This is a genomic window from Phaeobacter sp. A36a-5a (assembly GCF_037911135.1).
GTDB classification, from domain to species: Bacteria; Pseudomonadota; Alphaproteobacteria; order Rhodobacterales; family Rhodobacteraceae; genus Phaeobacter; species Phaeobacter bryozoorum.
Window position 1 is genome coordinate 2,205,114 of the sequence record NZ_JBBLYU010000001.1, and the last position, 23,526, is coordinate 2,228,639.

Here is a 23,526-nt window from a genome sequence, read left to right on the forward strand (position 1 = left end):
TCAGCCCGCGCGGCGCATCAGCGCACGCAGCGATCCATCAAATGGGGTGGCCAGTGAAACCCGTTTGCGACCCATCTGCGCCTTGGCAGAGATCACCGAGACCAGCCGCGGGGTGCCGCCCGGACGCATCTGCAACACCGGCGAGCCGGAGGCGCCATATTCGACACGGCAGGAGGTTACCAGCGTCGCGCTGCGGGTGGACAGGATCTGGCAGTCTTTTTCGCGGGCCGGTCGGGTGGCCTGGTTCACGGTATAGGACAGTACATCCACGCTTTCCCCCGGTGTCGGCGCAGCGGCAAGCACGAAGGGGCGGATCTCGCTGCCGGATATCGGGCGGTCCAGACGCAGCACCGCAATATCGCTGCCCGCTGCGCTGTTGCTGGACCAGCTGTGACGATAGCCGGGATGAACAACAGCCTTCACCACACGGCGTGACGCCTTGGCCCGGCGGCCATTGAGGCCGGCCTCGAACTTGATATTGCGCGGGTTTACCGCCTGCCCGGTCTGCGGATTATAGAGACAATGTGCGGCGGTCAGCACCAGATTTGGCGCGATGAGGCTGCCGGTACACATATTGCGCCCGCCAATATTAAGCCGTCCGACAGCTTCCCAGCCCTCGACGGCGCGCACGCCTGCGGATTGCGCCTCGGCAGGGAGGCTAAAGGTTGTACTCGAAATAAAGGCGGCGGCGATAAGTCCGATAATGCGTTTCATGGTCCACTCCAGTTTTTCCCACATCGCCATCATCAGGGTCTGCTGGGGCTGGAATGCGGCTTGGAGTTGTAGGGAGCTGTCAGAAAGAGGTGCAGAATGTGACGTGATTAACGTCCGGTTAACGCGGCCGATGTTTGCGGCCATCACTGCGCCACATCTCTATATTTTCCTTAACCTTCCTGAACACTTTTAGAATAATTCCACTTAAACACATGAATAATTGTAACTTTTCCAGCAAGGATTTTGGTGCGTTTTTTCCTGTGTCTGCTGATGTCGCATCGAAATTTGGAAAGGAATCATCGGGATTGAGGCGGAATTGGGTCGGCCATTTCCCCAATTGAGGCGCCACCGGGCGACTCGCTCAATGCGCGAAACTCTTAAGGCAGATGTCTACTCTCCGCCTCTGCCTTGCCCCTGCCCTGACGCGCTGCGGGGGCCGCGATGGCAGGGTTCTCCCGTGATACCTGACGCCACTGCACGCATCATGCGGACGACACGCTGTCAGCCGCACCGGGTCGCGCACAACCTGAGCGAGATCATTCGCATAGAAAAAGCCCCGGTTCTGCAACCGGGGCTTTTTCAGAGTTCAGCGGGGCGGGATCAGGCTGCGGCAGCCTGTTCGCGCTTTTCATCGCGGGCAAAGAAGATCAGGTAGAACACCGGCGCGGCCACCAGCGTGAGGATCGTGGCAAAGGCCAGTCCCCCCATGATGGTGATCGCCATCGACACGAAAAACGCGTCGGTCAGCAGCGGCACCATGCCAAGGATGGTTGTCACCGCCGCCAGCATCACCGGGCGCAGACGCGACACCGATGCCTCGACGATGGCCTCCCGCAGGGGTTTGCCCTCGGCCCGGACCAGATCGATTTCCTCAACCAGCACGATGCCGTTCTTGATCAGCATGCCAGAGAGGCTGAGCAGGCCCAGAAGCGCCGTGAAGGTAAAGGGCATACCGGTGCCAAGCAGACCAATCACCACCCCGTTGACCGACATCGGCACCAGCAGCCAGATGATAATCGGCTGACGGATCGCGTTGAACAGCAGTACCGAGATAAGAACCATGATCAGGATCGTCACCGGGAGCTGCTTGCCGAGGCTGGCATTGGCATCGGCTGAGTTCTCATGCTCGCCACCCCACTCCATGGTGTAGCCGGTCGGCAGCGACATCGCCTCGATGCTGTCCTTCACCTGGGCAAAGACGGTGGCTGCGGTCAGATCCGCCCGAATATCGGCACCAACGGTCAAGGTCGGCACCCGGTCCCGACGATGCACGAGGGTGTTCTCCACCACCACATCGACCCCGTCGACCATCTGCTCAAGCGGGATGAATTTGCCCGCCGCCTCTGAGAACACCAGCTGGTCCATCAGATTATAGGAGCTGTCAGCAGGTCGGCGCAGGACGATGGGGATCAGGCGATCCCGCTCCCGGAACACACCGGTGCGCAGACCGTCGGTCGAGAATTGCAGCGCATCAGCGATGGCATCGCGCGACACACCGGCTGTCTGTGCCCGATCGGTGGCATAGATCGGCTTCAGCGTGATCTCCTGCTCGCGCCAGTCCTGACGCACACTCAGGATGTCCTGCGACGCCTCTTGCAGCCGTTGCATGGCCTCGTCGCCCAGCTGGCGCAGCACGCGCGGATCAGGACCGGCGAAACGGACCTCGATAGGCGCCCCCCCACCGGGGCCAAAGACCAGCCGCTTGGTGCGGAATTCGCCTTCGGGGAAGCGTCCCTGGCCGAAGTCCTCCAGATCCGCCTGCAGAGCCGGGATGCCCTCAAGGCTCGTTGCGCGGATGATCAGATGGCCATAGCTGGGGTTCGGGTCTTCGGAATCATAGGTCAGCATGAAGCGCGTGGCCCCCTGCCCGACAAAGGTCGCGACCGTCTCTACATCGTCCCGTTCGGCCAGCCAGTCCTCAAACACACGCATATGCTCGGAGGTTGTCGCAATCGACGTACCCTGCGGCAGCTTGTAATGCACAAAGAACAGCGGCGTGTTGGAGTTGGGGAAGAACTGCTGTTTCACCTGACCAAAACCGATGAAGCACAGCACCGTGATCGCAAACAGACCCGGCACCACAAGCCAGCGCAGCCGCAGGGACAGGCGCAGGATATTGCCATAGGTGCGGAACAAGAGGCCGGAATAGGCATCCTGATCGTCGCCGGTACCCTGTTTGAAAAAATAATGCCCCAGCAGCGGCGTCGCGGTCAGCGCCAGCAGCCAGCTGAGCAACAGCGAAATCCCGATCACCGCAAAGAGCGAGAACATGAATTCACCGGTTGAATCCGGGCTGAGACCAATCCCCGCAAAGGCCATGATCCCGATCACCGTCGCGCCCAGCAGCGGGATCTGGGTTTTCGATGCAGCCTCATGCGCGGCCTCGCGTGAGGTCCGGCCCCGGGCCATGGAGATCTGCATCCCCTCGGCCACGACGATGGCATTGTCCACTAGCATCCCCATCGCAATGATCAGCGCCCCGAGCGAGATCCGTTCCATTTCGATGGCGAAGATATTCATGAACATCAATGTGCCAACAACCGTCAGCAGCAGGGTGGCGCCGACAACAACAGCCGCGCGCCACCCCATGAAGACCGCCAGCACGATGACAACGATACTGACCGACATCGCGAGGTTCACGAGAAAGGCATTGGAGGCCTCGTCGACGACCACATGCTGCTGATAGATTGGCTTCAGCTCCACACCATAGGGGATCTGTGTGCTCAGCTCCGCCAGCCGCGCATCAACCCGCTGGCCGACCTCAACGATGTTTTCGGTCGCAAGGCCCGCAACCCCCATGGTAAAGGCCTCGACGCCGTCAAAACGAATGATCTGCGAGGGATCATCGAGGCGGCCGCGATGCACATCCGCCATATCAATGATATTGATGACCTCCCCCTGAGAGCCAATCGTCAGCCCGGCGATTTCCGTCACCGAGTCCGAGCCTTCCGGCGCGCTGATGCGTGTCTGGGCAGGCCCGTTGTCGACCTGACCGGCAGGGCGGACGGAATTGGCGGTGGCCAATGCGTTCGAAACCGCGCCAATCGGGATATTCTGGTTGACGGTGATCGCCATCTTCGGCTCGACAAAGATCGCCTCTTCCGGCAGGCCCGCGATTTCGACGTCGGCGACGCCATCAACGGCAAGAAGCTCTCGGCGCAGGAATGTCGCCAGCTGGTGGCGTTCGGCATCCGTGAAGCCTTCGGCGGTAACGGCGTAGAAGACCCCGAACACATCACCGAAACCATCGTTCACAAAAGGGTCGCTGACGCCGTCGGGCAGGTTCCGCGCCGCGTCTTCGACCTCTTTGCGCAGCTTGGTCCAGAGGCCCGGCAGTTCGGTGCCGTCAAAGGTGTCCTGCATTTCGACATCGATGCGCGACAGGCCCGGCTGGTTCATCGAGGTGATCTGCTTCACCTCCCCCATCTTCTGGATCGCTGATTCCAGTGGCTCTGACACTTCCAGCGCCACCTGCTCGGCGCTGGCGCCGGGATATTGGGTAATGACCACAGCCTGTTTGATGGTGAAGGCCGGATCTTCGAGCCGCCCGAGGTTCAGGAACCCCCAGATACCGCCAAACAGGGCGGCCAGCATGATGATCCACGTATAAAGCGGCCGATTGATCGACCCGCGTGCAATGTCCATCTGATCCGCCCTCAGTTGGTGAAGCCGGTGAAGCGACGCACGGCCGCCCCGTCAGCAAGCGCGCTGCCACCGGTCAGCACGATTTCTTCGCCACCGTTCAGCCCCGAGACGATCTCGATCTGGCCACCGTCGGTGGCCGAGGTTTCGACCCTGGTCCAGGTGACGGTGCCCTCATCCGCGCCCTTGGGTGTAAATAGCATCACCCCGGTGTCGCCGTTGGCGGCGGGCACGATGGCGGTTGGCGGGACCACGATCGCAGACATGCCGGTATCTACCGTCACCCGCACAGAGGTCGAGGCCCCTGGGAAAATCTGGCGGTCCTCGGGCGGGTCAAGACGGAAGGTCACGCGATAGGTCTGGCCAACGCTGCTGGCCTCGGCGTCGAACTCAAGGATTTCCAGCGGGTAGGTCTTGTCGCTGCCGGGGAAGCTTGCCGTGATGGTCAGCGCGTCATTGTCCTCGCCTTGCTGGAACAGAACCTCGGGCACATCGACCTCGATATGCAGCTCCGACATGTCGTGCAGGCGCACAATCGGGCTGCCGGCGCTGACGGTGCTGAACAGGGCGACCTCACGGCTGGACACCAGGGCATCAAATGGCGCGTTCAGCGTTGCATGTTCCAGCGCATAATCGGCATCCCTGAGCGCAATGCGGGCCAGTCCGGCCTGGGTTTCGGCATCGTCGATGGAGACCTGGCTGACCGTGCCGGTCAGCTTTTCCAGCCGCGTGACGGTTCGGTCAGCCTGCTCTTTTTGCAGCTGGGCCTGTCCCAGTTTCAGCTCGAACGGCTCCAGATCCAACTCCGCGACCAGAGCCCCCTTTGGCAGGAAAGCCCCCTCAGTGACAGGGAATTTCACAACCTGTCCGCCGACCTGAAACGCCAGATCCACCGTCTCTTTTGCCGCGACCTGACCGAAGAACTCGCGCTGGATAGGCACCGCGCCTGAGCGTGTTTCCATCAGTTTCACGGGTTTCAGGACGTTCTGGGCCAGTGTTGGCGTGGCCACCAGTAGCAACGCGGCGACCCCGGCGATGACTCTCGAACTCAGCTGCATGGGTTACTCCTTCCGACGCGGCTTCGCGTCCGCTTTAATGACTGTGTCATGAATCTTGGCCGACAAGGCCGCAAATTGTTTGATTTCCTCCGGGTCCAAACCGGAAATACGTTGGAACAGATCCGTCATCGCCTCGACCAGATACTGGCGTTTGGCGGCGCCGTCGGGGGTGAGCGACAACAACCAGGCGCGCCTGTCCTGCGGATCCCTGCTGCGGCGGATCAGACCCTGCCGTTCCAGCCGGTCGGCGGCCGTGGTCACCGACGAAGGCACCGTCTGCAACATCCGCGCCAGCTCTCCCATCCGGCAGGGCGTGCCCAGACGCACCAGCACATGGCATTCCGTCCGGCTCAGGTCTGGCAGGTCAACGGTGTCTTCGATGCAGGCGTCGATGCGCCAATAGAGCGCAAAGACACCCAGCATGGCGCAGACCTCCGGGCAGGTCTCAGCCTGATTGCCGTCCGTCGCGGTATCGCCGTCAGTTTGGGTGTCGCTGTCGTTGCCGGTTTGTCGAATCATACCACCATCGCCTTCATCGCGCATATACTTCAAATTTCGAACCATTCAAGGAGGGAAGCATTTTATTCATATCAAAAATGCTCCGGGACGCCCTGATCAGGTTGACGTAGGGGCTGCGCCCGTAACGCCAAGGGCCTTGCCCTTGACCTCACTGGGGGAAGATGCCCAGATATGCAGCACTTTTGAAAACCACCCGAAGGTCCAGCTCATGTATACACCCGCCATCACCGGCACGGGCGTCTTTACGCCGTCACAGACGATCACAAACGCCGAGCTGGTCACAGCCTTCAATGCCTATGCCGATAAGGTCAATGCCGAGAACGCAGAGGCGATTGCAGCGGGTGAGATGGATCCTCTGGCGTATTCCTCCGAAGACTTCATCCTGAAGGCCTCCGGTATCGAACAGCGCTACGTGATGGACAAGAGCGGTATTCTTGATCCTGAGGTGATGCACCCGCTGCTGCGTCAGCGCAGCGATGACGAGCCATCCATCATGGCCGAAATGGCACTGGATGCCGCCAAGAAAGCACTGAAACAGGCCGGCAAGACTGCGGCGGATGTCGACGCCGTCATCTGTGCGGCCTCCAATATGGAACGCGCCTATCCGGCGCTGGCAATCGAAATTCAGGATCTTCTTGGCATCGAAGGCTTTGCCTTTGACATGAATGTCGCCTGTTCCTCCGCCACCTTTGGGATTCAGGCGGCTGCCGATATGGTGCGCTCCGGCTCCATTCGGTCGGCGCTGGTGGTCAATCCCGAGATCTGCTCCGGCCATCTTGAGTGGCGCGACCGCGATTGCCATTTCATCTTTGGCGATGTGGCAACGGCCACCCTGATCGAGCGCAGCGAAGACGCCAGCGGCCCGCATTTCGAAATCCTGTCGACCCGCTGCGCCACCAGCTTTTCCAACAATATCCGCAACAACAATGGCTATCTGCGCCGGTCGCGCCCGGATGGGGTCGCAGATCGTCGGGACATGCAGTTCATGCAGAACGGGCGCAAGGTCTTCAAGGAAGTGCTGCCGATGGTCAGCCAGCATATTGCGGATCACATGGAGGCCGAGGGCGTCAGCAACACCGAGCTGAAACGGCTCTGGCTACATCAGGCCAATAAGACGATGAATGATTTCATTGGCAAAAAGGTCCTTGGCCGCACGCCAGAGGCCGGTGAACAGCCCAATATCCTGCAGGATTACGCCAATACATCCTCGGCAGGGTCGATCATCGCCTTCTCCAAATATTCGGATGATCTGGCCGAGGGCGATCTGGGGCTGATCTGCTCTTTCGGTGCCGGTTATTCGGTGGGATCGGTGATCCTGCGCCGCGCGGCCTGAGCCTGCCGGACCAGTTGCCAAACGAATTTGGGCCTGCCGATCCTGGCAGGCCCTTATTCAGTCTCGCCTTCAGCTCGCGTCCGGCGCTATTTCTGCGACACCCGCTGGTGCACGGCCTCGGCGTCCTCAACCCGCTCTGAGTAGCGGTCGACCAGGTAGTCCTTGCGACCGCGAGTCAGCCAGGTGAATTTCACCAGCTCTTCCATCACATCGACAACACGGCGATAGAACGGGCCTTCGGGCAGCCGGTCCCCCTCGGCAAATTCCAGCCACGCCTTGGGAATCGAGGATTGGTTGGGGATGGTCAGCATCCGCATCCAGCGGCCCAGAATACGCATCTGGTTGACAGCGTTGAAAGATTGCGACCCGCCGGAGACCTGCATCACCGCCAGCGTCTTGCCCTGCGTGGTGCGAACACCGCCTTTCAGCGACAGCGGCAGCCAGTCGATCTGTGTCTTCATGATGCCCGTCATAGCGCCATGCCGTTCCGGGCTGGACCAGACCATTCCATCGCACCAGACCGCAAGATCGCGCAGTTCGCTCACCTTGGGGTGATCTTCGCTGCCGGTGTCATCGGGCAATGGCAGCCCGCTCGGATCGAAAATCCGCGCCTCGCAGCCCAGCGCGCGCAGGATCCGGGCTGCCTCCTCGGCAACCTTGCGTGAGTAGCTGACGGCCCGCAGGGAGCCATAGAGCAGCAGGATCCGGGGCGGATGCTGCGGGTCACCTGTCGCTGCCAGGCGGGCGATATCAATCTGCGGCAAGGCCTCGGCGATGAGCGCCGGCAGATCCTCCGCCACACGCCCGTCAGCCGAAACAGCAGGCCCGGTCGTCGGTGTCTCAGCCACTTTCTTCTTCCAGGTGCAGTTTCATATCCAGAAGCACCTGCTGCAGCATCACCGTTTCGCGCAGCAACCGCTTGGCCTCATTGATGGTGATGATCCCATCGGCCATGGCCTCCTGATATTCGCTCATCAATGTGGCAAAGCGCTGGCTGAGCGCAATCACATCCGCATTGACGCCACCGCGGCGCGCCTCTGAGGCCGGGCTGGCCTGACAGTAGGACAAGGTGATGTTCTTCAGATCCGCCAGACCGGAAGTCACATGCGGGAAGGAGGCCGCAGCTTCCAGTTTGGCAACGGCGTCGACGGGCATGAACCGATCGACATGTTCGGCATTATCCGAGTAATACCGCCCCAACGTCGCCTTGGATTTTCCTGTGATCTGGCAGGCTGCCTCGATCCCCACATCCTTGACCAGAGCCTCGGTGTGCTTTTTTAGATAAGTACCTATGTCTGCCATATAAAATCTACCTGCATATGACCGCGACCCCATCGGGGAAGAAACGCGTTAATTTCCCATTCACGACACTTAAAGGAAATGCAAAGCTATTTCTATCCCTAAGGTTTTTAAGGGACTTACCGCGCTGTTCCGGGTCGCGAGACAGGGAAACGCGCTGGGGGCGAAGGCGTGTTTCGTGGGCCTTCGCTGGTGGGCAATTTCCGTCCAGTTGGCGCCCTGCCGCAGGTGTCATGTGGTTCGTTTCTCGGGTTGTTTCGCCGCGAACCGGCATCCGCGCGCAGGGCGTTTTATCCTCAGACCGAAAATGCCGTCGGCTCATCGGGCAATCGGTGAAGAATTGGTGAAGAAAACCGTTTCCTCCGACCGGCTCTGCGGCTAAATCAGCGCCATGGCCAAGCTTTACTTCCACTACTCCACCATGAATGCCGGCAAATCGACGGTGCTCTTGCAAGCCTCGCATAACTACCGCGAGAACGATATGGACACCTATCTGCTGACCGCAGCGCTGGACAACCGCGCCGGTCAGGGGCGGATCGCCTCCCGCATCGGGATCGGTGCCGAGGCTGACATCTTCCGGCCCGGTGAGAACCTGTTCGACAAAGTGACAGAGCGACTGGCAAGGGGCAGTGTTGCCAGCATCTTTGTCGATGAGGCGCAGTTTCTGTCGCCGGATCAGGTCTGGGATCTGGCGCGGGTGGTCGACGATCTGCGGGTGCCGGTTTTGTGCTACGGGCTGCGGGTCGATTTTCAGGGCAAGCTGTTTCCCGGCTCCGCCACCCTGCTGGCGCTGGCCGATGAAATGCGCGAAGTCCGCACCATCTGCCACTGCGGTAAAAAGGCAACCATGGTGATCCGGCAGGATGAGAACGGCCAGACCATCACCGAAGGCGCGCAGGTGCAGATCGGCGGCAATGAAACCTATGTATCGCTCTGCCGTCGCCACTGGCGCGAGGCCACCGGCGATCAGCCCACCTCTGCTGCGGGCTGATCTGAAACGGCCTGCACCGAGCGGAGGCCGGGCGCGTCTGACGCCGCGCGGGGCGTTAGACGCCCCGACGCGATACGCTGGCGGTTACACGGGCAGTTACACGGGCGAAATCAACGGCCGACCAGCAAGGAAGGCGGCGACATTGTCCAGCGCCAGATGTCCCATGGCGCTGCGCACCTCCTCGGTGGCGGTGCCCAGATGCGGCAGCAGCGTGACCTGCTCCATCTGCCGCAGGGCCTCCGGCACCTCCGGCTCGAATTCATAGACATCCAGACCTGCCCCGCCGAGCGCGCCCGCCTGAAGGGCGGCGATCAGCGCCGCCTCATCCACCACCTCACCGCGCGAGATATTGATCAGCAGGGCATGAGGGCGCATCGCCGCCAGAACCTCCGCGCTGATCAAATGTCGCGTCTCCGCACCGCCGGGCACTGCAAGCACCAGCACATCCACCTGAGCCGCCAGAGCGGTCAGGCTTTCCGCGCGCGACACCGGGAAGCCGGGTGATTTGTCGCTGCGCGCCAGATAGCTGACCGACATGCCAAAGCCGAAGTGACAGCGCCGCGCGATGGCCTCACCGATGCGGCCAAAGCCGACGATGCCCACATGTTTGCCTGTCAGATGCGTGCCCAGCATCTGGGTGGGATGCCAGCCCTGCCATTCGCCGGAGCGGACCAGACGCTCGCCCTCGCCGGCACGGCGGGCGGTCATCAGCATCAACGTCAGCGCAATATCAGCGGTCGCATCGGTAACGGCGCCGGGGGTGTTGCTGACCACGATCCCGGCCCGGCGCGCGGCCGCCACGTCGATATGATTGAAGCCGACGCCGAAATTGGCCAGCAACCTGCACCGTGGCTGCGGCACGGCGGCAAAACTGCCTGCGTCGAACTGGTCCCCCAGGGTCGGCAGGACGATGTCGAAATCACGCAGCGCACGCTGGCGCTCATCGGCGTTCAAAGGGCTGGTCTGCTGGCGGATCTCGACATCGAATTCCGCCCGCGCACGCGCCTCAACCGCGGCTGTCATTGGCCGGGTAATCCAGAGTTTGCCGCTCAATGCATCCGCCCTCCCAATGGGACCGGTCCATCCGGACCAATCAGAACAATCTCTCCGGTGGCATCCGGCAGCCCCAGCACCAGCACTTCGGACATGAACTTGCCAATCTGGCGGGGCGGGAAATTCACCACGGCCATCACCTGTTTGCCCAGCAGCGTTTCCGCCGTGTAGTGGGCCGTCACCTGCGCCGAGGTTTTCTTGATGCCGATGTCATCGCCGAAATCCACCCACATCTTGATCGCGGGTTTGCGAGCCTCGGGGTAGTCCTCGGCGCGCACCACCTCGCCCACGCGCACATCGACCTTGAGAAATTCGTCAAAACTGATGTCAGCCACGGGACAGCTCCCTCGACCGGTTGGTGGCTGCTGCCACGGCGCGGTGCAGCAGCGGCGGAAAGCCGTCGGTCTCATCCATCAGCACCTCCAGCGCGGCCTGGGTCGTGCCATTGGGGCTGGTGACATTGACCCGCAGCTGCGCTGGCGTTTCCTCGGAGGCTTCTGCCAGGGCACCGGCCCCTGCGACGGTGGCCTTGGCCAGCTGCATCGCCAGATCGGCAGGCAGCCCCTCAGCCTCGCCAGCAGCGGCAAGGGTTTCGATCAGATGGAAAACATAGGCCGGGCCGGAACCGCTGACGCCGGTGACCGCATCCATCTGCGCCTCGCTCTGCAATCGGACGGTCTGGCCGATGGCCTGCAACAGCGCATCGGCGCGATTTATATCCGCCTCGGTCGCGCGCATGTTGCCGATGAGCGCGGTAATGCCACGCCCGACGGCGGCAGGTGTATTCGGCATGGCGCGCACGATCGGCGTCTGCGCCCCCAGAAGTGATTCATAGGTAGCGATCGAGGTTCCGGCAGCAACCGAGATAAACAGCGTCTCGCCATTGCCCAGCTGTTGCAGCTGCGGCAGCGCCTCTCCCATCATCTGGGGTTTGACAGCAATCAGCACGATCCCCGGCGCCCGGTCACCGGCCTCTGGCAAGGGCGCATTGAGATGCACACCAGTCTGGCGCAGCCAGTCAGAAGGATTGGGATCAATCACCCAGACGGTATCCGGGTCAACACCCCGGTCAAGCCATCCGGCCAGCATTGCCGACCCCATCTTGCCGCAGCCCAAGAGCGCGATGCCCCGCGCTGCGATCTGTGATACCTGCATCTTTCCCCTCCCCTGATCGGATCTCCGGCACCATGCAGCGCCGGTTCGGGGAAAGGTTTACGCGCGCCCGTAAGCCTCTGCAATGGCGACCTGAAGCGCGTCGCGCGGCGATTGTCCGCCCCAGACCATCAGCTGGATTGCCGGATAGTAGCGCTCGCAATTGGCGACAGCGGAGTTGATCAGCGTGTCGATCTGCTCCGGGCTTGCCACCTGTCCGCCGGTCAATACCAGCCCATAGCGATACAGCATCAGCTTGTGATCGGGCCAGAAGGTAAAGCCACCGGCCCAGCACTGATCATTCATCTCGTTGATCAGCTCGTAGAGCCGCGGCAGCTGTTCCTTCGGCGGCTCCATCTCAAAGCTGCATACCATCCGCAGGGTTTCTTCATAGCCGGACCACGCCAATGTCAGCGAATAGGTGCGCCACTGGCCTTCCACCGCCATGGCGATCTGATCGTCGCCTATGCGGTCAAAGTCCCAATCGTGGTCCGAGGCCAAGTGTTCGACGATGTCGATAGGGTGAATTTCGTCTTCCAGAAAATGTTCGGAAAGAGCCATGTTGCCACCTCTCTGATCTCTAGCAAAAGAGATGCGGGGCACCCCCAATTGCTAGCGGCCTGCTCAATAAGGAGAGGGATTTACCCGTCCTCCTACCAGATATGGTGGAGGCACCAAGGCCGTCTGGCAACCCTTTATTTGGGGATAACTGCAATAAGTTGTGGACGAAAGGCGATGACCCTCAAAATATCGTGACAGTGCTGTGAAGAGAGGCAGCTGCGGGATCCTGCTGCGCCGGGTGGGAGTCTGCGACGCGGGCTTGGTCGCAAAAATGGCGCGCCACCCGGACCGGGCCGCACGCCAGCAAATGTTGCAGATCGGATATTTCAGCGCCGGGCGGCGGGCTGTGCCTGCCGCTCAGCCCTGGAACCGGATCACGCGGATTTATCCGCTTCCAGCGCGTCGAGCCGGGCCTTCAGTGCTTCGTTTTCTTCACGCGCCTTCTGCGCCATGGCGCGCACGGCGTCGAACTCCTCGCGGGTCACGAAATCGCGATCGGCCAGCCAGCGGTCGATCAGCCCCTTCATGGCGGTCTCCGCCTCTTCCCGCGCGCCATGGGCCACACCCATCGCGTTGGTCATCAGCTGGGAAATATCATCCATGATCTTGTTGCGCGTCTGCATTGTCTTCTCCATGTCTGCCTTGACCCCTATATGGTCATCAACACCGGCGGCGGCAAGCCGTTGACACCGCAGCCCCCGCAAAGGCATTGACGGCACATGCACGCATTCATCCTCCAATTCCCCGATCTGACCCCGGAAATCTTCATAATCGAGCTGTTCGGCAGCCAATTCGCGCTGCGCTGGTACGCGCTGGCCTATATCGTCGGGATTGTCATCGCCTGGCGGCTGGCGGTCGCGGCGCTGCGGCGCCCCGCGCTCTGGCCCCACGCACAGCCCCCGATGAAACCGCAACAGGTCGAAGATCTGCTCACCTGGATCATCCTCGGCGTCATTCTGGGCGGACGGCTTGGCTATGTGCTGTTCTATCAGCCCGGCTACTACCTTCAGAACCCGGCCGAGATCCTGCGCATCTGGCAGGGGGGCATGGCCTTTCACGGCGGTCTCCTGGGGGTGATCATTGCCACCTGGATTTATGCGCTGCGCCACCGGATCCCGCGCCTTCAGATCGCTGATCTGGTGGCACATACGGTGCCGCCGGGCCTCTTGCTGGGCCGACTTGCCAACTTCAACAACGCCGAGCTCTGGGGGCGGGCAACCGATCTGCCCTGGGGGGTCGCCTTTCCCGGGCGCGCGGCGCAGTCCTGCGGGCAGGCGCTGGGGGAGATCTGTGCGCGCCACCCGTCCCAGCTCTATGAGGCGCTGCTGGAAGGGCTGATCCTTGGTGCGGTGCTCTTGTGGCTGGTCTACCGGCGCGCGGCGCTGACCCACCCAGGCCGGGTGACCGGCGTGTTTCTGGCAGGCTATGGCGCGGCGCGCTTCGCGGTTGAATTCATGCGCCAGCCCGACGCCCAATTCGTAACTGCAGAGAACCCCCTGGGGCTGGCCTGGCATATCGGCGGCTACGGTCTGACCATGGGACAGCTGCTGTCGCTGCCGATGATCGCCATCGGCCTCATTCTGGTGCTGCGCAGCCGACGCATGGCGGTGGTTCCGGCATGAGCCTGAGCGACCATATCACTGCCCGCATCCGTGCCGAGGGGCCGATTTCGGTCGCGGATTACATGGCCGAGGCGCTGCTGCATCCAAGCTATGGCTATTACACCACCCGCGACCCGCTGGGGGCCAAGGGGGATTTCACCACAGCCCCGGAAATCAGCCAGATGTTCGGAGAGCTGATCGGACTGGCGCTGGCACAATGCTGGCTGGATCAGGGCCAACCTCAGCGGTTCACATTGGCCGAACTGGGTCCCGGTCGCGGCACGCTGATGGCTGATCTGCTGCGCGCCACAAAAGGCGTGCCCGGGTTTCACGCCGCCATGCAGATTGCCCTGCTGGAGGCCTCCCCCACCCTGCGCGCCCGTCAGGCGAGGCAACTGGCAGGCCATGACCCGGTCTGGTACCCGAATATCGCCGAGCTGCCCGAGCAGCCGCTGTTTCTAATCGCAAATGAGTTCTTTGATGCGCTGCCGGTGCGGCAATTTCTGCGCGATGGCGATGGCTGGCGCGAAAAATCAGTGGGTCTTCAGGATGGCACGCTCAGCTTTGGCCTTGGCGCGGTGGCGCCACAGCCTGCACTGGCGCATCGCCTTGAGGACACCCGCGACGGTGATCTGGTCGAGCTGTGCGAAGCCGCGCAACCGATGGTTCAGACCATCGCCTCCCGGATCGCGCGCCACGGCGGAACCGCGCTTATTGTCGATTACGGCGATTGGCGGTCGCTGGGGGATACGTTGCAGGCCCTGCGCGCCCATGCGCCAAGCGATCCGCTGAAGGATCCGGGCAGCGCCGATCTGACCACCCATGTCGATTTCGAAGCGCTTGCACTGGCTGCGAAATCTGCGGGCTGTGCCTATAGTCGGCTGACCCCGCAAGGCGTGTTTCTGGAGCGTCTGGGCATTACCGATCGGGCACAGGCGCTGGCGGCGCGGCTAAACGGCGACGCGCTGCAATCTCTGATTGCGGCGCATCGACGGTTGACGCATCCTGAGGAAATGGGAAACCTGTTCAAGATACTCGGGATTTTCCCCGAAGAGACCGCACCCCCACCGGGATTGAACGCATGACGCTGGAAATTCTCATCTCCGAGCTGCTCAATGGCACCAAACACGGCTTCTTTACCCGTCGCGGCGGGGCCTCTTCGGGTATTTTTGCCGGATTGAATTGCGGGCTTGGCTCGTCGGATCAGCGCGAAGCGGTGCAGATCAACCGGATGCGCGTCGCCGCAGCGATGGAGGCATCGCCCGAGGCGCTTGGCCGGGTGAATCAGGTGCATTCCGCCAATGTCCTGACGATCTCCGATCCCCGGCAGGACAATATTCAGGGCGATATTCAGGCTGATGCCATGGTCACCAATGTGCCCGGCGTGGTGCTGTCGATCCTGACCGCCGACTGCCAGCCGGTTCTGTTTCACGACCCGGAGGCCAATGTGGTCGGCGCAGCTCATGCCGGGTGGCGCGGCACGCTTGATGGCGTGCTGGAGGCCACGTTGGACGCGATGGAACAGCTGGGCGCGCGGCGGCAGTCCACCCGCGCGGTCATCGGCCCGTCGATCTCGCAGCGCGCCTATGAGGTCGGCCCTGAGTTCTTTGACGACTTCATGATGCAGGATCCGGAAAACGCACGGTTTTTTGCCAATGGCGAGGGCGATCGCTACCTCTTTGATCTGCCCTCTCTGGGTCTGCACAAACTGCGCAGCGCCGGCGTGGCCGAGGCCGCATGGACCGGGCATTGCACCTACTCTGACCCGGAACGGTTCTATTCCTTCCGCCGCGCGACCCATCACAAAGAGGTCGACTACGGGCGCCTGATCTCCTGCATTCGCCTGTAGGCGCCGCGACCTGCAATTCGCGGCCCAATGTGACCACCGAAGCGCGCCCGCGCGGGGGCTGAGTGCGCGCGGATCACTGCGGCGTTCCTGTGATTTCCACAGATCGGCCACATTCCCGGCGCATTGGCAGGCGACAAAAGACGGGACTAAAGCGCGGGCCGCAGAATGCTGCCCCGCTCCTACAGGAGACGCCTCATGAAACCAAAATCGCGCTTCATCAAATCCATTGTAGCTGCCGCCAAGACCGAAGAGGTGCGCCTACCCTGGACGCGTGGCGCCACCCGGCAGATCGCGATTGAGCGGCGTCGCGAGACTCTCCGGCGCCCGGCCCAGGCCAAGAGCGCCTGAGATCATTGAAGAGGCGTCCTTGCAATCTCGACGGCCCGCTCTCACGACGGGGCCGGGAATACCCGCCTGACACCGTCCACCGGTGATCACCTCCGGCGGCGGCCTCTGCCCAAGACAGGACCGCCGCATTTACCTGCCCGATTGGGCGCATTGCCCGGGACTGCGCGTATTGCGACCGGGGCGCCCGACAGGGACCAAGCGATTCCGGCGCGCCTTCTGCTCATCGCGCTGCCGGGGTTGATGCAAGTACAGTCATGAGAGAGGCACGTTCGCCATGACCATACCCCAGTCGCTGCGACGCGCAGCTGCCAATGCGGTCGAAGCCAATGCTCTGCTACAGGACCCTGCTGCCCAGCGCGGCGGGACGCGGCCACAGCTGCGCCGTTACGATGTCTGTAGCCTGCTGCCAAACGGCCAAATCGCCGAGACACGCCATGTCGCACCGTCGCTGCCATTGTTCGAAGACGCCTTTACCGCCTTTTGCCGCGGATCCCTGATCGAGACCACGCAGGGGCCCATTGCAATCGAGGATCTGCTGCCGGGCGATGAGCTGATCACCTTTGATGGCGACCCCCTCCCCCTGTTGTGGAAAGGCAGCACCAGCCTTATCCCATCGCGCAGCGGGCAGCACGGTCGCAGCCACCGGCTGACCAGCTTTACCGCCGATAGCCTTGGCGAGGCAAAGCCGATGTCGACGGTTGTCGCAGGCCCCGCCGCGCGGCTGTTGCAACGGGCACCTCTGCCGGGGATCAAGCTGGACAATGCCGTCTCGCTGGTTCCGGTGCAGCAATATCATGACGGGATGAGTATTTTCGAAACCGCGCCCCCGACCGCCGTGGACCTCTTTCATCTATGCCTGCCGCGCCATGCGGCGATCAGTGTCGGCGGTCTGCCGTTCGAGACCTATCACCCCGGCCCGGAGGCCCTGAAACTGGTGAGCCACGCCATCCGCACGCTCTATCTGAACCTGTTTTCGCATGTCGAATCGATCGCAGGCTTCGGCCCGCTGGCCTATCCCCGGATCCTGCTGCAAGATCCCGATATGAACTAAGCCGGGTCCGCCGACAGCTGCGGCGGTCGCCCCAAACGAAAAAAGCGCCCGCATTGCGAGGCGCTTTTTCTGATCAGACTGGCCTGACCGATTTCTGCGAGGCTCTGCCCCTCAGGCTTCGCGCGCGAGCCGTTGCTCCAGCACATCAAAGGGAACGCCGGGTTCGTCCTTGGCCCCTCGGATCACCAGCGAGGTCTTGACGCTGGCCACATTCGGCGTCGTCAGCAGATCGCCGGTCAGAAAGCTCTGGAAGGTGCTGAGATCGGGCGCGACGCATTTCAGGATGAAATCCACCTCGCCGTTCAGCATGTGGCACTCGCGCACCAGCGGCCAGTCGCGACATTTCGCTTCAAAGGCGCTCAGCTCGGCCTCGGCCTGGCTTTCCAGCCCCACCATGGCAAAGACCTGCACTTCGAACCCCAATTCGCGTGCGTTGACCTCGGCATGGTATCCGCGGATCAGCCCGGCCTCCTCAAGCGAGCGCACCCGGCGCAGGCACGGCGGTGCGGAAATACCCACACGCTTGGCCAGTTCAACATTGGTCATACGACCGTCGGCCTGCAACTCCGACAAAATCTTGCGATCAATCGGATCAAGGCGTGTTGTGACCATCTGGAAGCTCCTGTTGAATTTTCCGTTTGTTATACCAGCATCCGTAGTGCACGCAATATTATTTCAGGCGCGCGCAACAATATTTGCCGTTGATAAGATGAGACCTCAGCATCTTAGCCCAGGCATCAAAACCGGGGGCATCCGACATCGCTGAAGCCGGGGCTTTAAGACATCGCCGGGTGCAGTTATATGCATTGCCTGACGGCGGCAAGACCGCCCTTTCATCGACTGGGGAAATGAGATGAGCGACACGCGCCACACCAAGGTTCTGATCATCGGGTCCGGCCCGGCAGGCTACACCGCCGGTGTCTACGCCAGCCGCGCCATGCTGGAGCCGATTCTGGTTCAGGGCATTGAGCCGGGCGGCCAGCTGACCACGACTACCGAGGTAGAGAACTGGCCTGGCGACACCGAGGTTCAGGGCCCGGATCTAATGGTGCGGATGCAGGAGCACGCCAAGACGATGGGCTGCGAGATCATCGGGGACATCATCACCGATCTCGACACCTCCTCGCGCCCATTCGTGGCCAAGGGTGACAGCGGCACCGTCTACACCGCCGATGCGGTCATTCTGGCAACCGGCGCGCGCGCCAAATGGCTCGGCCTGCCGTCCGAGGAGAAGTTCAAGGGCTTTGGCGTTTCCGCCTGCGCGACCTGCGATGGTTTCTTCTATCGCGGCCAGGAGATTGTGGTGATCGGCGGCGGCAATACCGCTGTGGAAGAGGCGCTGTTCCTGACCAATTTCGCCTCCAAGGTGACGCTGATCCACCGCCGCGACGAGCTGCGCGCAGAGAAAATCCTGCAAGACCGCCTGATGAAGAACGAGAAGATTGAGCCGCTGTGGTTCCACCAGCTGGAAGAGGTGATCGGCACCGAGAACCCGCTGGGCGTCGAGGGCGTGCGGGTGAAGAACGTGAAGACCGGCGAAATCACCGAAATCTCCTGCAAGGGCGTCTTTGTCGCCATCGGCCATGCGCCTGCCAATGAATTGGTCAAGGACGTGCTGGAAACCCACAATGGCGGCTATGTGAAGGTAACGCCCGGCACCACCGAAACCTCCATCCCCGGCATTTTTGCCGCTGGTGACCTGACCGATCACAAATATCGTCAGGCGGTGACCTCGGCCGGCATGGGCTGCATGGCGGCGCTGGATGCCGAACGCTTCCTCGCAGAGCAGGAGTGAGCGCGGTGGCGCATGATTTCGACACCCAGAAGGCCGAGACATTCTCGGCCTTCTCCGATTTGCAGGCCGAGGGTGACCTGCCGTTTGAGGCGGATCTTGATCTGTTCTTTGTCGCTGAAGAGGCCAAGGACTGGATGCCCCTTGCCGAGGCACTGGCCGATCTGGGCTTTTATACCCAATGGGCAGAGGCCGAGGGCGATGATCCCGCCACATTGATCGCGACGATGCCCGAACAGATCCTGTCCGCAGCAGCGATCTGGATGGTCGAAGAGGTCGCAACCCGGACTGCACTTGACCATGGGTTTCGGCCAGACGGCTGGGGATTTGCCGAGGATTGAGCCCAAGGCGGCCCCGACTGCCAGACCCCTGTCCCGGCCCGCCGGAGACAACAGACCGCCCGTTCCGCTTGCGTTGCAATAGGGGAACGGCGGTCCTTTTCACGAAACTCAAAAGGGTTTTGACTTTGCTGCGACTGCAAAGCATGACATGCGTTCACCCGTGAACACACTTTGAGTCGACCCGATGCCATCCCGATCCACACCACTCAGCCATGAGGACGAAGACCTGCTCTTTCGTATCCTCAGCCAGCTCGACAAGGCGCCAGACGCCTCGCAGCGGGCCACGGCGACGGCTGTAGGGATATCACTTGGGCGGCTCAATGCACATCTACGCGCAGCCGCAGAAGCCGGTCTTGTCAAGGTCAGCCATCGCGCAGGTCCCGACAAACGTCAACGCTTCGCCTATGCGCTTACCACCCGAGGTGCTGCCGAAAAAATTCGGCTCACCGATCAGTTTCTCGCCCGCAAGTTCGCCGAATACGACGCGCTTCACGCTGAACTCACTGGGACCACCAGTGGCCTCGTCCCCTTCAAGTACAGGACCAAGTTGATGCAGAATAATCTTGCCCCCATCCCGGAGCTTTATGTCTCCTATGACTCCGCCCAAAAGCTGAAGGTCGAAGCCGCAGAGCTGAAGAGCCATGACCTGAGCCCGCGCCAGATCTGCGATCTGGAGCTGCTGATGAACGGCGGCTTCAACCCGCTGAAAGGGTTTCTGAGCGAAGCAGACTACAACGGCGTTGTCGAAAACATGCGCCTTGCGGACGGCACCCTCTGGCCGATGCCGATCACGCTGGATGTGTCCGAGGATTTTGCCGCATCGCTGGAAATCGGCGAAGACATCGCCCTGCGCGATCAGGAAGGTGTCATCCTTGGCACCATGACCGTGACCGATCGCTGGGAGCCGAACAAATCGCGCGAAGCCGAAAAGGTGTTCGGCGCCGATGATGACGCCCATCCGGCGGTCAACTACCTGCATAACACCGCAGGCAAGATCTATCTGGGCGGCCCGGTGACCGGCATCCAGCAGCCCGTCCACTATGATTTCCGCGGACGTCGCGACACTCCGAACGAGCTGCGCGCCTATTTCCGCAAACTGGGCTGGCGCCGCATCGTGGCCTTCCAGACCCGCAACCCGCTGCATCGGGCACATCAGGAACTGACCTTCCGCGCCGCGCGCGAGGCCCAGGCCAACCTGCTGATCCACCCGGTTGTCGGCATGACAAAACCGGGCGACGTCGATCATTTCACCCGCGTCCGCTGCTACGAGGCGGTTCTGGACAAGTATCCGGCGGCCACCACATCCATGTCGCTCTTGAACCTGGCAATGCGTATGGCCGGCCCCCGCGAGGCGGTCTGGCACGGGCTGATCCGCAAAAACCACGGCTGCACCCATTTCATCGTTGGTCGCGATCACGCAGGCCCCGGCAAGAACTCCGCCGGTGAAGATTTCTACGGCCCTTATGATGCGCAGGATCTGTTCCGCGAGCATCAGGAAGAAATCGGCATCGAAATGGTCGACTTCAAACACATGGTCTATGTGCAGGAACGCGCCCAATACGAACCCAACGACGAGATTGAAGATCGTGACAATGTCACCATCCTGAACATCTCCGGCACCGAACTGCGCCGCCGCCTGCAAGAAGGCCTGGAGATCCCCGAGTGGTTCTCCTTCCCCGAGGTTGTGAACGAGCTGCGCAAGACCAAGCCGCCACGTTCCAAGCAGGGCTTCACCGTGTTCTTCACCGGGTTCTCCGGCTCCGGCAAATCCACCATTGCAAATGCTCTGATGGTCAAGCTGATGGAAATGGGCGGCCGTCCGGTGACGCTGCTCGATGGCGACATCGTGCGGAAAAACCTCAGCTCCGAACTGGGCTTCTCGAAAGAGCACCGCGACCTCAACATCCGCCGCATCGGCTATGTGGCCTCCGAGATCACCAAGAACGGCGGCATCGCCATCTGCGCGCCGATCGCGCCTTATGCCACTACCCGCCGCGCCGTGCGTGAGGATGTGGAGCAGTTCGGTGCTTTCCTGGAGGTGCATGTCGCGACCTCGATCGAGGAATGCGAGCGCCGCGACCGCAAGGGTCTCTACAAGTTGGCTCGCGAAGGAAAGATCAAGGAATTCACAGGGATTTCCGATCCCTATGATGTCCCCGTTGATCCGGAGCTGCGTGTCGAGACCGAGAATGTCGACGTCGACAACTGCGCTCATCAGGTTCTGCTGAAGCTGGAGAACATGGGGCTGATCGCAGGCTGATCCACCCGCAAGACTGACAGAAGGCCGCCCGATCGGGCGGCCTTTTTTCGACTCACACATGGGGTTAAAGGCTGGCCCGAAGCGCCTCCGCCGCGCGACGCTCGATACTGCCATATCGCGCAGCCTCCGGCTTAAGCGCCCTGAGCGTCGGCAGCCGCGCCGTGTAATCATCCTGCGATATCATCGCGATGGCCGCGCGTATCTCTTCGCCGGTAGAGCAGATAATCATTCCGGCAGGATCGAAGAAATCGCTGATATTCGGGCAGCCCCAATAGATCGGCACCGTTTCGCAGAGGATCGCGTCGATGAGCTTCTCTGAGAAATAATTCCGTTCGCGGACATTCTCGATCACCACACTATAGCGGTAGGGCGCCAGCCCGTCGGATTTTGTCTCAAACGGCTGGTATCCCCGCCCGAGGATGGCCACCTCGGGCGTGCTGCACCTCAGATGTTCGACCACGTCATGGCGCAGCTTGTGGCCCGGATGGTCCCGCTTGGCTGAGGCGATGATCGAAAGATCGGCACGTTTCTCTATCGCCAGCTCCTGCCACTCAGGCACCCATGTGGTGCCGAAGGGCAGGAAAAGCCCGTTGCCAATGCCCGCCAGCAAGTCCTCATTATAGCTGAACACCCGAAAGAACCGCCGCCAGGTCCAGGGCAGCAGCCGGTGGTGCAACGACGACATGATTTTGGGCTCCATCACCATCATGGAGATCCCCGCCCGACAGGGCCAGCGCCCCGGCAGGTGCATTCCGGTTTTTGCCCAGACAATCAGATGGTCTTGCGCTGCAAGATCCGAGACCCGCCCGCCGATCAGATCGCCGGGGCAACCGAACGGCCAGTGCAGGCTTGCAAGCTCGCGATTGGCAAAGGCCCGGTTCAGCTTTGCCCCATAGGGCACCACCGCAATGGCAGGCTCGCGCGTCACAGTCCGCCCTCTGTCAGCCGAGGTCTGGCAGATCTACGGTGCCGCGCATCAGAACATAGCCCCGGCCCGCCACCCGCACGCCCTCAATCGCATCCGCCGGGCCAACCCGCGTCACCACAGCCTGACCGGGACGGCCAAGACCATGTCCCTGCTCGGCAATGAAACGGTCGCGCTCCATCAGACCGTGGTGCCACAGATAGGCGGCCATGGCGCCGGTCGCCGAGCCTGTAAATGGATCCTCCGGCGGGCTCGGCGGGGCCATCAGCAGCCGCGAGAATGTGTCCCCCTCGGCGGTGGCACCGCTCAAGGTCACCAGAAACGGTTCCATCATGTCGATACCGTCGGCACCCATTGCCGCCCCCAGCCGGGCCAGCGCCGGCACATCCAGCGTCGCGGCCTCAAGCGCGGCACGGTCCCGCAACACCGTGATACAGAACGGCAATCCGGTCGACACCCGCTGCGGTCGGCCAACAATCGCCTCCACCGGCAGCGAAACCGCCGCCGCGACCAGCTGCGGATCGGCAAATGCGCCGAATTCTGGCGCGATCTGGGTCATTTCAATGAGATCATCCGCCATGCTCACCCGCACCAGACCGGCTCCGGTCTCCAGCGTGATCACATCGCCCTCCATCAGGCCACGGTCGCGCAAGGCTGCCACGGTGGCAATGGTCGGATGGCCTGCAAAAGGGATCTCGCGGCTGGCGAGGAAATAGCGCACCCGCACATCGGCAACCTGTGACGGGCCGGTGAAGGTGCATTCCACCAGCGAGGTCTCGCGCACATAGGCCATGCAGATCTCATCGCTCAGCCCGGCGCCGCCATGGACCACTGCGCAGCCGTTGCCACCAAAGGCCCGGCCCGAAAAGGCATCTACCCAGTCAAAATCGTATCGCAATGTACCCTCCCCGGCGTGATCACGGTCCTGCGTCAGCAAGATCACGCCGCACGCGGCATCGCAAGCGGATTTGGGCCCGGAGTTGCCGCCTGCCCCTTTGATTGCACCTGCGCGCAGCGCCTGCCGGACAGCCTGAGAG

General features: G+C 61.9%; 24 protein-coding genes. 10 read left to right on the forward strand and 14 right to left on the reverse strand.

Annotated features, from left to right (window positions below; all coding sequences use genetic code 11):
* The 4 genes from WLQ66_RS10260 to WLQ66_RS10275 form a co-directional block, all read right to left on the reverse strand.
* Nucleotides 1–714 (reverse strand): trypsin-like serine peptidase, encoded by a 714-nt coding sequence (locus WLQ66_RS10260; RefSeq protein WP_340546206.1) that lies wholly within the window; start codon nucleotides 712–714, stop codon nucleotides 1–3.
* A gap of 600 nt (nucleotides 715–1,314) precedes the next feature.
* Nucleotides 1,315–4,359 (reverse strand): efflux RND transporter permease subunit, encoded by a 3,045-nt coding sequence (locus tag WLQ66_RS10265; RefSeq protein ID WP_340546207.1) that lies wholly within the window; start codon nucleotides 4,357–4,359, stop codon nucleotides 1,315–1,317.
* Nucleotides 4,360–4,370: 11 nt separating this feature from the next.
* Nucleotides 4,371–5,414 (reverse strand): efflux RND transporter periplasmic adaptor subunit, encoded by a 1,044-nt coding sequence (locus WLQ66_RS10270; RefSeq protein WP_340546208.1) that lies wholly within the window; start codon nucleotides 5,412–5,414, stop codon nucleotides 4,371–4,373.
* 3 nt (nucleotides 5,415–5,417) lie between these two features.
* The gene (locus tag WLQ66_RS10275) at nucleotides 5,418–5,933 is read right to left on the reverse strand and encodes a MarR family winged helix-turn-helix transcriptional regulator (RefSeq protein WP_340546209.1); all 516 of its coding nucleotides are present in this window, start codon (nucleotides 5,931–5,933) and stop codon (nucleotides 5,418–5,420) included.
* A 208-nt stretch (nucleotides 5,934–6,141) separates the two neighbouring features.
* On the opposite strand from WLQ66_RS10275, the gene WLQ66_RS10280 reads away from it, so the two are divergent.
* Nucleotides 6,142–7,266 (forward strand): beta-ketoacyl-ACP synthase III, encoded by a 1,125-nt coding sequence (locus WLQ66_RS10280; protein WP_340546210.1) that lies wholly within the window; start codon nucleotides 6,142–6,144, stop codon nucleotides 7,264–7,266.
* A gap of 86 nt (nucleotides 7,267–7,352) precedes the next feature.
* On the opposite strand, the gene arsH is transcribed toward WLQ66_RS10280, so the two are convergent.
* Together arsH and WLQ66_RS10290 are read right to left on the reverse strand one after the other, a co-directional pair.
* Nucleotides 7,353–8,114 (reverse strand): arsenical resistance protein ArsH, encoded by a 762-nt coding sequence (arsH, locus tag WLQ66_RS10285; RefSeq protein ID WP_374015560.1) that lies wholly within the window; start codon nucleotides 8,112–8,114, stop codon nucleotides 7,353–7,355.
* Nucleotides 8,107–8,568: a hypothetical protein gene (locus tag WLQ66_RS10290; protein ID WP_340546211.1), complete on the reverse strand. Its 462-nt coding sequence runs from the start codon at nucleotides 8,566–8,568 to the stop codon at nucleotides 8,107–8,109. The genes arsH and WLQ66_RS10290 overlap by 8 nt, the downstream gene beginning before the upstream one ends.
* Before the next feature lie 388 nt (nucleotides 8,569–8,956).
* Between WLQ66_RS10290 and WLQ66_RS10295 the strand changes: the two genes are divergently transcribed.
* Complete coding sequence (locus WLQ66_RS10295) at nucleotides 8,957–9,556, forward strand: thymidine kinase (protein ID WP_340546212.1); 600 nt, start codon at nucleotides 8,957–8,959, stop codon at nucleotides 9,554–9,556.
* A gap of 96 nt (nucleotides 9,557–9,652) precedes the next feature.
* Here WLQ66_RS10295 and WLQ66_RS10300 read toward each other — a convergent pair whose 3' ends face one another.
* The 5 genes from WLQ66_RS10300 to WLQ66_RS10320 form a co-directional block, all read right to left on the reverse strand.
* Complete coding sequence (locus WLQ66_RS10300) at nucleotides 9,653–10,579, reverse strand: 2-hydroxyacid dehydrogenase (protein ID WP_340546347.1); 927 nt, start codon at nucleotides 10,577–10,579, stop codon at nucleotides 9,653–9,655.
* 26 nt (nucleotides 10,580–10,605) lie between these two features.
* The gene (locus WLQ66_RS10305) at nucleotides 10,606–10,944 is read right to left on the reverse strand and encodes a tRNA-binding protein (RefSeq protein ID WP_340546213.1); all 339 of its coding nucleotides are present in this window, start codon (nucleotides 10,942–10,944) and stop codon (nucleotides 10,606–10,608) included.
* Nucleotides 10,937–11,764: a pyrroline-5-carboxylate reductase gene (gene proC / locus WLQ66_RS10310; protein ID WP_340546214.1), complete on the reverse strand. Its 828-nt coding sequence runs from the start codon at nucleotides 11,762–11,764 to the stop codon at nucleotides 10,937–10,939. The genes WLQ66_RS10305 and proC overlap by 8 nt, the downstream gene beginning before the upstream one ends.
* Before the next feature lie 57 nt (nucleotides 11,765–11,821).
* Nucleotides 11,822–12,322, reverse strand: a complete 501-nt coding sequence (locus WLQ66_RS10315; protein WP_340546215.1) for a type III secretion system chaperone family protein — start codon at nucleotides 12,320–12,322, stop codon at nucleotides 11,822–11,824.
* 374 nt (nucleotides 12,323–12,696) lie between these two features.
* Nucleotides 12,697–12,945 (reverse strand): accessory factor UbiK family protein, encoded by a 249-nt coding sequence (locus WLQ66_RS10320; protein ID WP_340546216.1) that lies wholly within the window; start codon nucleotides 12,943–12,945, stop codon nucleotides 12,697–12,699.
* Nucleotides 12,946–13,041: 96 nt separating this feature from the next.
* Here WLQ66_RS10320 and lgt point away from each other — a divergent pair, with 96 nt between their 5' ends.
* From lgt to WLQ66_RS10345, 5 genes are all read left to right on the forward strand, one after another.
* Nucleotides 13,042–13,944 carry a prolipoprotein diacylglyceryl transferase gene (gene lgt, locus WLQ66_RS10325; protein WP_340546217.1) on the forward strand — a complete coding sequence of 301 codons (903 nt, stop codon included), beginning with the start codon at nucleotides 13,042–13,044 and terminating at the stop codon, nucleotides 13,942–13,944.
* A complete protein-coding gene (locus WLQ66_RS10330) occupies nucleotides 13,941–15,008 on the forward strand; it encodes a class I SAM-dependent methyltransferase (protein WP_340546218.1) in 1,068 nt (355 codons plus the stop codon). The genes lgt and WLQ66_RS10330 overlap by 4 nt, the downstream gene beginning before the upstream one ends.
* A complete protein-coding gene (gene pgeF / locus WLQ66_RS10335; RefSeq protein ID WP_340546219.1) occupies nucleotides 15,005–15,772 on the forward strand; it encodes a peptidoglycan editing factor PgeF in 768 nt (255 codons plus the stop codon). Before WLQ66_RS10330 ends, pgeF begins: the two co-directional genes overlap by 4 nt.
* A gap of 195 nt (nucleotides 15,773–15,967) precedes the next feature.
* Nucleotides 15,968–16,120 carry a hypothetical protein gene (locus tag WLQ66_RS10340; RefSeq protein ID WP_340546220.1) on the forward strand — a complete coding sequence of 51 codons (153 nt, stop codon included), beginning with the start codon at nucleotides 15,968–15,970 and terminating at the stop codon, nucleotides 16,118–16,120.
* 274 nt (nucleotides 16,121–16,394) lie between these two features.
* On the forward strand, nucleotides 16,395–17,171 hold the full coding sequence (locus tag WLQ66_RS10345; RefSeq protein WP_340546221.1) for a Hint domain-containing protein: 777 nt from the start codon (nucleotides 16,395–16,397) through the stop codon (nucleotides 17,169–17,171).
* Nucleotides 17,172–17,282: 111 nt separating this feature from the next.
* Here the strand turns inward: WLQ66_RS10345 and WLQ66_RS10350 are convergent, their stop codons facing one another.
* Nucleotides 17,283–17,783 (reverse strand): Lrp/AsnC family transcriptional regulator, encoded by a 501-nt coding sequence (locus tag WLQ66_RS10350; protein WP_340546222.1) that lies wholly within the window; start codon nucleotides 17,781–17,783, stop codon nucleotides 17,283–17,285.
* Between the two features lie 241 nt (nucleotides 17,784–18,024).
* Between WLQ66_RS10350 and trxB the strand changes: the two genes are divergently transcribed.
* The 3 genes from trxB to WLQ66_RS10365 all read left to right on the forward strand — a co-directional run bounded on the left by trxB (nucleotide 18,025) and on the right by WLQ66_RS10365 (nucleotide 21,564).
* Nucleotides 18,025–18,966: a thioredoxin-disulfide reductase gene (trxB, locus tag WLQ66_RS10355; protein WP_340546223.1), complete on the forward strand. Its 942-nt coding sequence runs from the start codon at nucleotides 18,025–18,027 to the stop codon at nucleotides 18,964–18,966.
* Nucleotides 18,967–18,971: 5 nt separating this feature from the next.
* A complete protein-coding gene (locus WLQ66_RS10360) occupies nucleotides 18,972–19,304 on the forward strand; it encodes a ribonuclease E inhibitor RraB (RefSeq protein WP_340546224.1) in 333 nt (110 codons plus the stop codon).
* Nucleotides 19,305–19,488: 184 nt separating this feature from the next.
* On the forward strand, nucleotides 19,489–21,564 hold the full coding sequence (locus WLQ66_RS10365) for a bifunctional sulfate adenylyltransferase/adenylylsulfate kinase (RefSeq protein WP_340546225.1): 2,076 nt from the start codon (nucleotides 19,489–19,491) through the stop codon (nucleotides 21,562–21,564).
* A gap of 64 nt (nucleotides 21,565–21,628) precedes the next feature.
* Here WLQ66_RS10365 and WLQ66_RS10370 read toward each other — a convergent pair whose 3' ends face one another.
* Both WLQ66_RS10370 and WLQ66_RS10375 read right to left on the reverse strand, forming a co-directional pair.
* Nucleotides 21,629–22,492: a hypothetical protein gene (locus WLQ66_RS10370; RefSeq protein ID WP_340546226.1), complete on the reverse strand. Its 864-nt coding sequence runs from the start codon at nucleotides 22,490–22,492 to the stop codon at nucleotides 21,629–21,631.
* A gap of 13 nt (nucleotides 22,493–22,505) precedes the next feature.
* A complete protein-coding gene (locus WLQ66_RS10375) occupies nucleotides 22,506–23,387 on the reverse strand; it encodes a PhzF family phenazine biosynthesis protein (RefSeq protein WP_340546227.1) in 882 nt (293 codons plus the stop codon).
* Between the last annotated feature and the right edge of the window lie 139 nt (nucleotides 23,388–23,526).

What these genes read in the sequence shown, in the direction of transcription:
- WLQ66_RS10275 (WP_340546209.1), bottom strand. Translation starts at nt 5,933, where the DNA reads ATGATTCGACAAACCGGCAACGACAGCGACACCCAAACTGACGGCGAT.
- WLQ66_RS10300 (WP_340546347.1), bottom strand. Translation starts at nt 10,579, where the DNA reads ATGACAGCCGCGGTTGAGGCGCGTGCGCGGGCGGAATTCGATGTCGAG.
- WLQ66_RS10265 (WP_340546207.1), bottom strand. Translation starts at nt 4,359, where the DNA reads ATGGACATTGCACGCGGGTCGATCAATCGGCCGCTTTATACGTGGATC.
- WLQ66_RS10320 (WP_340546216.1), bottom strand. Translation starts at nt 12,945, where the DNA reads ATGCAGACGCGCAACAAGATCATGGATGATATTTCCCAGCTGATGACC.
- proC (WP_340546214.1), bottom strand. Translation starts at nt 11,764, where the DNA reads ATGCAGGTATCACAGATCGCAGCGCGGGGCATCGCGCTCTTGGGCTGC.
- WLQ66_RS10365 (WP_340546225.1), top strand. Translation starts at nt 19,489, where the DNA reads ATGCCATCCCGATCCACACCACTCAGCCATGAGGACGAAGACCTGCTC.
- WLQ66_RS10260 (WP_340546206.1), bottom strand. Translation starts at nt 714, where the DNA reads ATGAAACGCATTATCGGACTTATCGCCGCCGCCTTTATTTCGAGTACA.
- WLQ66_RS10330 (WP_340546218.1), top strand. Translation starts at nt 13,941, where the DNA reads ATGAGCCTGAGCGACCATATCACTGCCCGCATCCGTGCCGAGGGGCCG.
- WLQ66_RS10290 (WP_340546211.1), bottom strand. Translation starts at nt 8,568, where the DNA reads ATGGCAGACATAGGTACTTATCTAAAAAAGCACACCGAGGCTCTGGTC.
- WLQ66_RS10350 (WP_340546222.1), bottom strand. Translation starts at nt 17,783, where the DNA reads ATGGTCACAACACGCCTTGATCCGATTGATCGCAAGATTTTGTCGGAG.
- pgeF (WP_340546219.1), top strand. Translation starts at nt 15,005, where the DNA reads ATGACGCTGGAAATTCTCATCTCCGAGCTGCTCAATGGCACCAAACAC.
- WLQ66_RS10270 (WP_340546208.1), bottom strand. Translation starts at nt 5,414, where the DNA reads ATGCAGCTGAGTTCGAGAGTCATCGCCGGGGTCGCCGCGTTGCTACTG.
- WLQ66_RS10295 (WP_340546212.1), top strand. Translation starts at nt 8,957, where the DNA reads ATGGCCAAGCTTTACTTCCACTACTCCACCATGAATGCCGGCAAATCG.
- lgt (WP_340546217.1), top strand. Translation starts at nt 13,042, where the DNA reads ATGCACGCATTCATCCTCCAATTCCCCGATCTGACCCCGGAAATCTTC.
- WLQ66_RS10315 (WP_340546215.1), bottom strand. Translation starts at nt 12,322, where the DNA reads ATGGCTCTTTCCGAACATTTTCTGGAAGACGAAATTCACCCTATCGAC.
- WLQ66_RS10340 (WP_340546220.1), top strand. Translation starts at nt 15,968, where the DNA reads ATGAAACCAAAATCGCGCTTCATCAAATCCATTGTAGCTGCCGCCAAG.
- WLQ66_RS10345 (WP_340546221.1), top strand. Translation starts at nt 16,395, where the DNA reads ATGACCATACCCCAGTCGCTGCGACGCGCAGCTGCCAATGCGGTCGAA.
- WLQ66_RS10280 (WP_340546210.1), top strand. Translation starts at nt 6,142, where the DNA reads ATGTATACACCCGCCATCACCGGCACGGGCGTCTTTACGCCGTCACAG.
- trxB (WP_340546223.1), top strand. Translation starts at nt 18,025, where the DNA reads ATGAGCGACACGCGCCACACCAAGGTTCTGATCATCGGGTCCGGCCCG.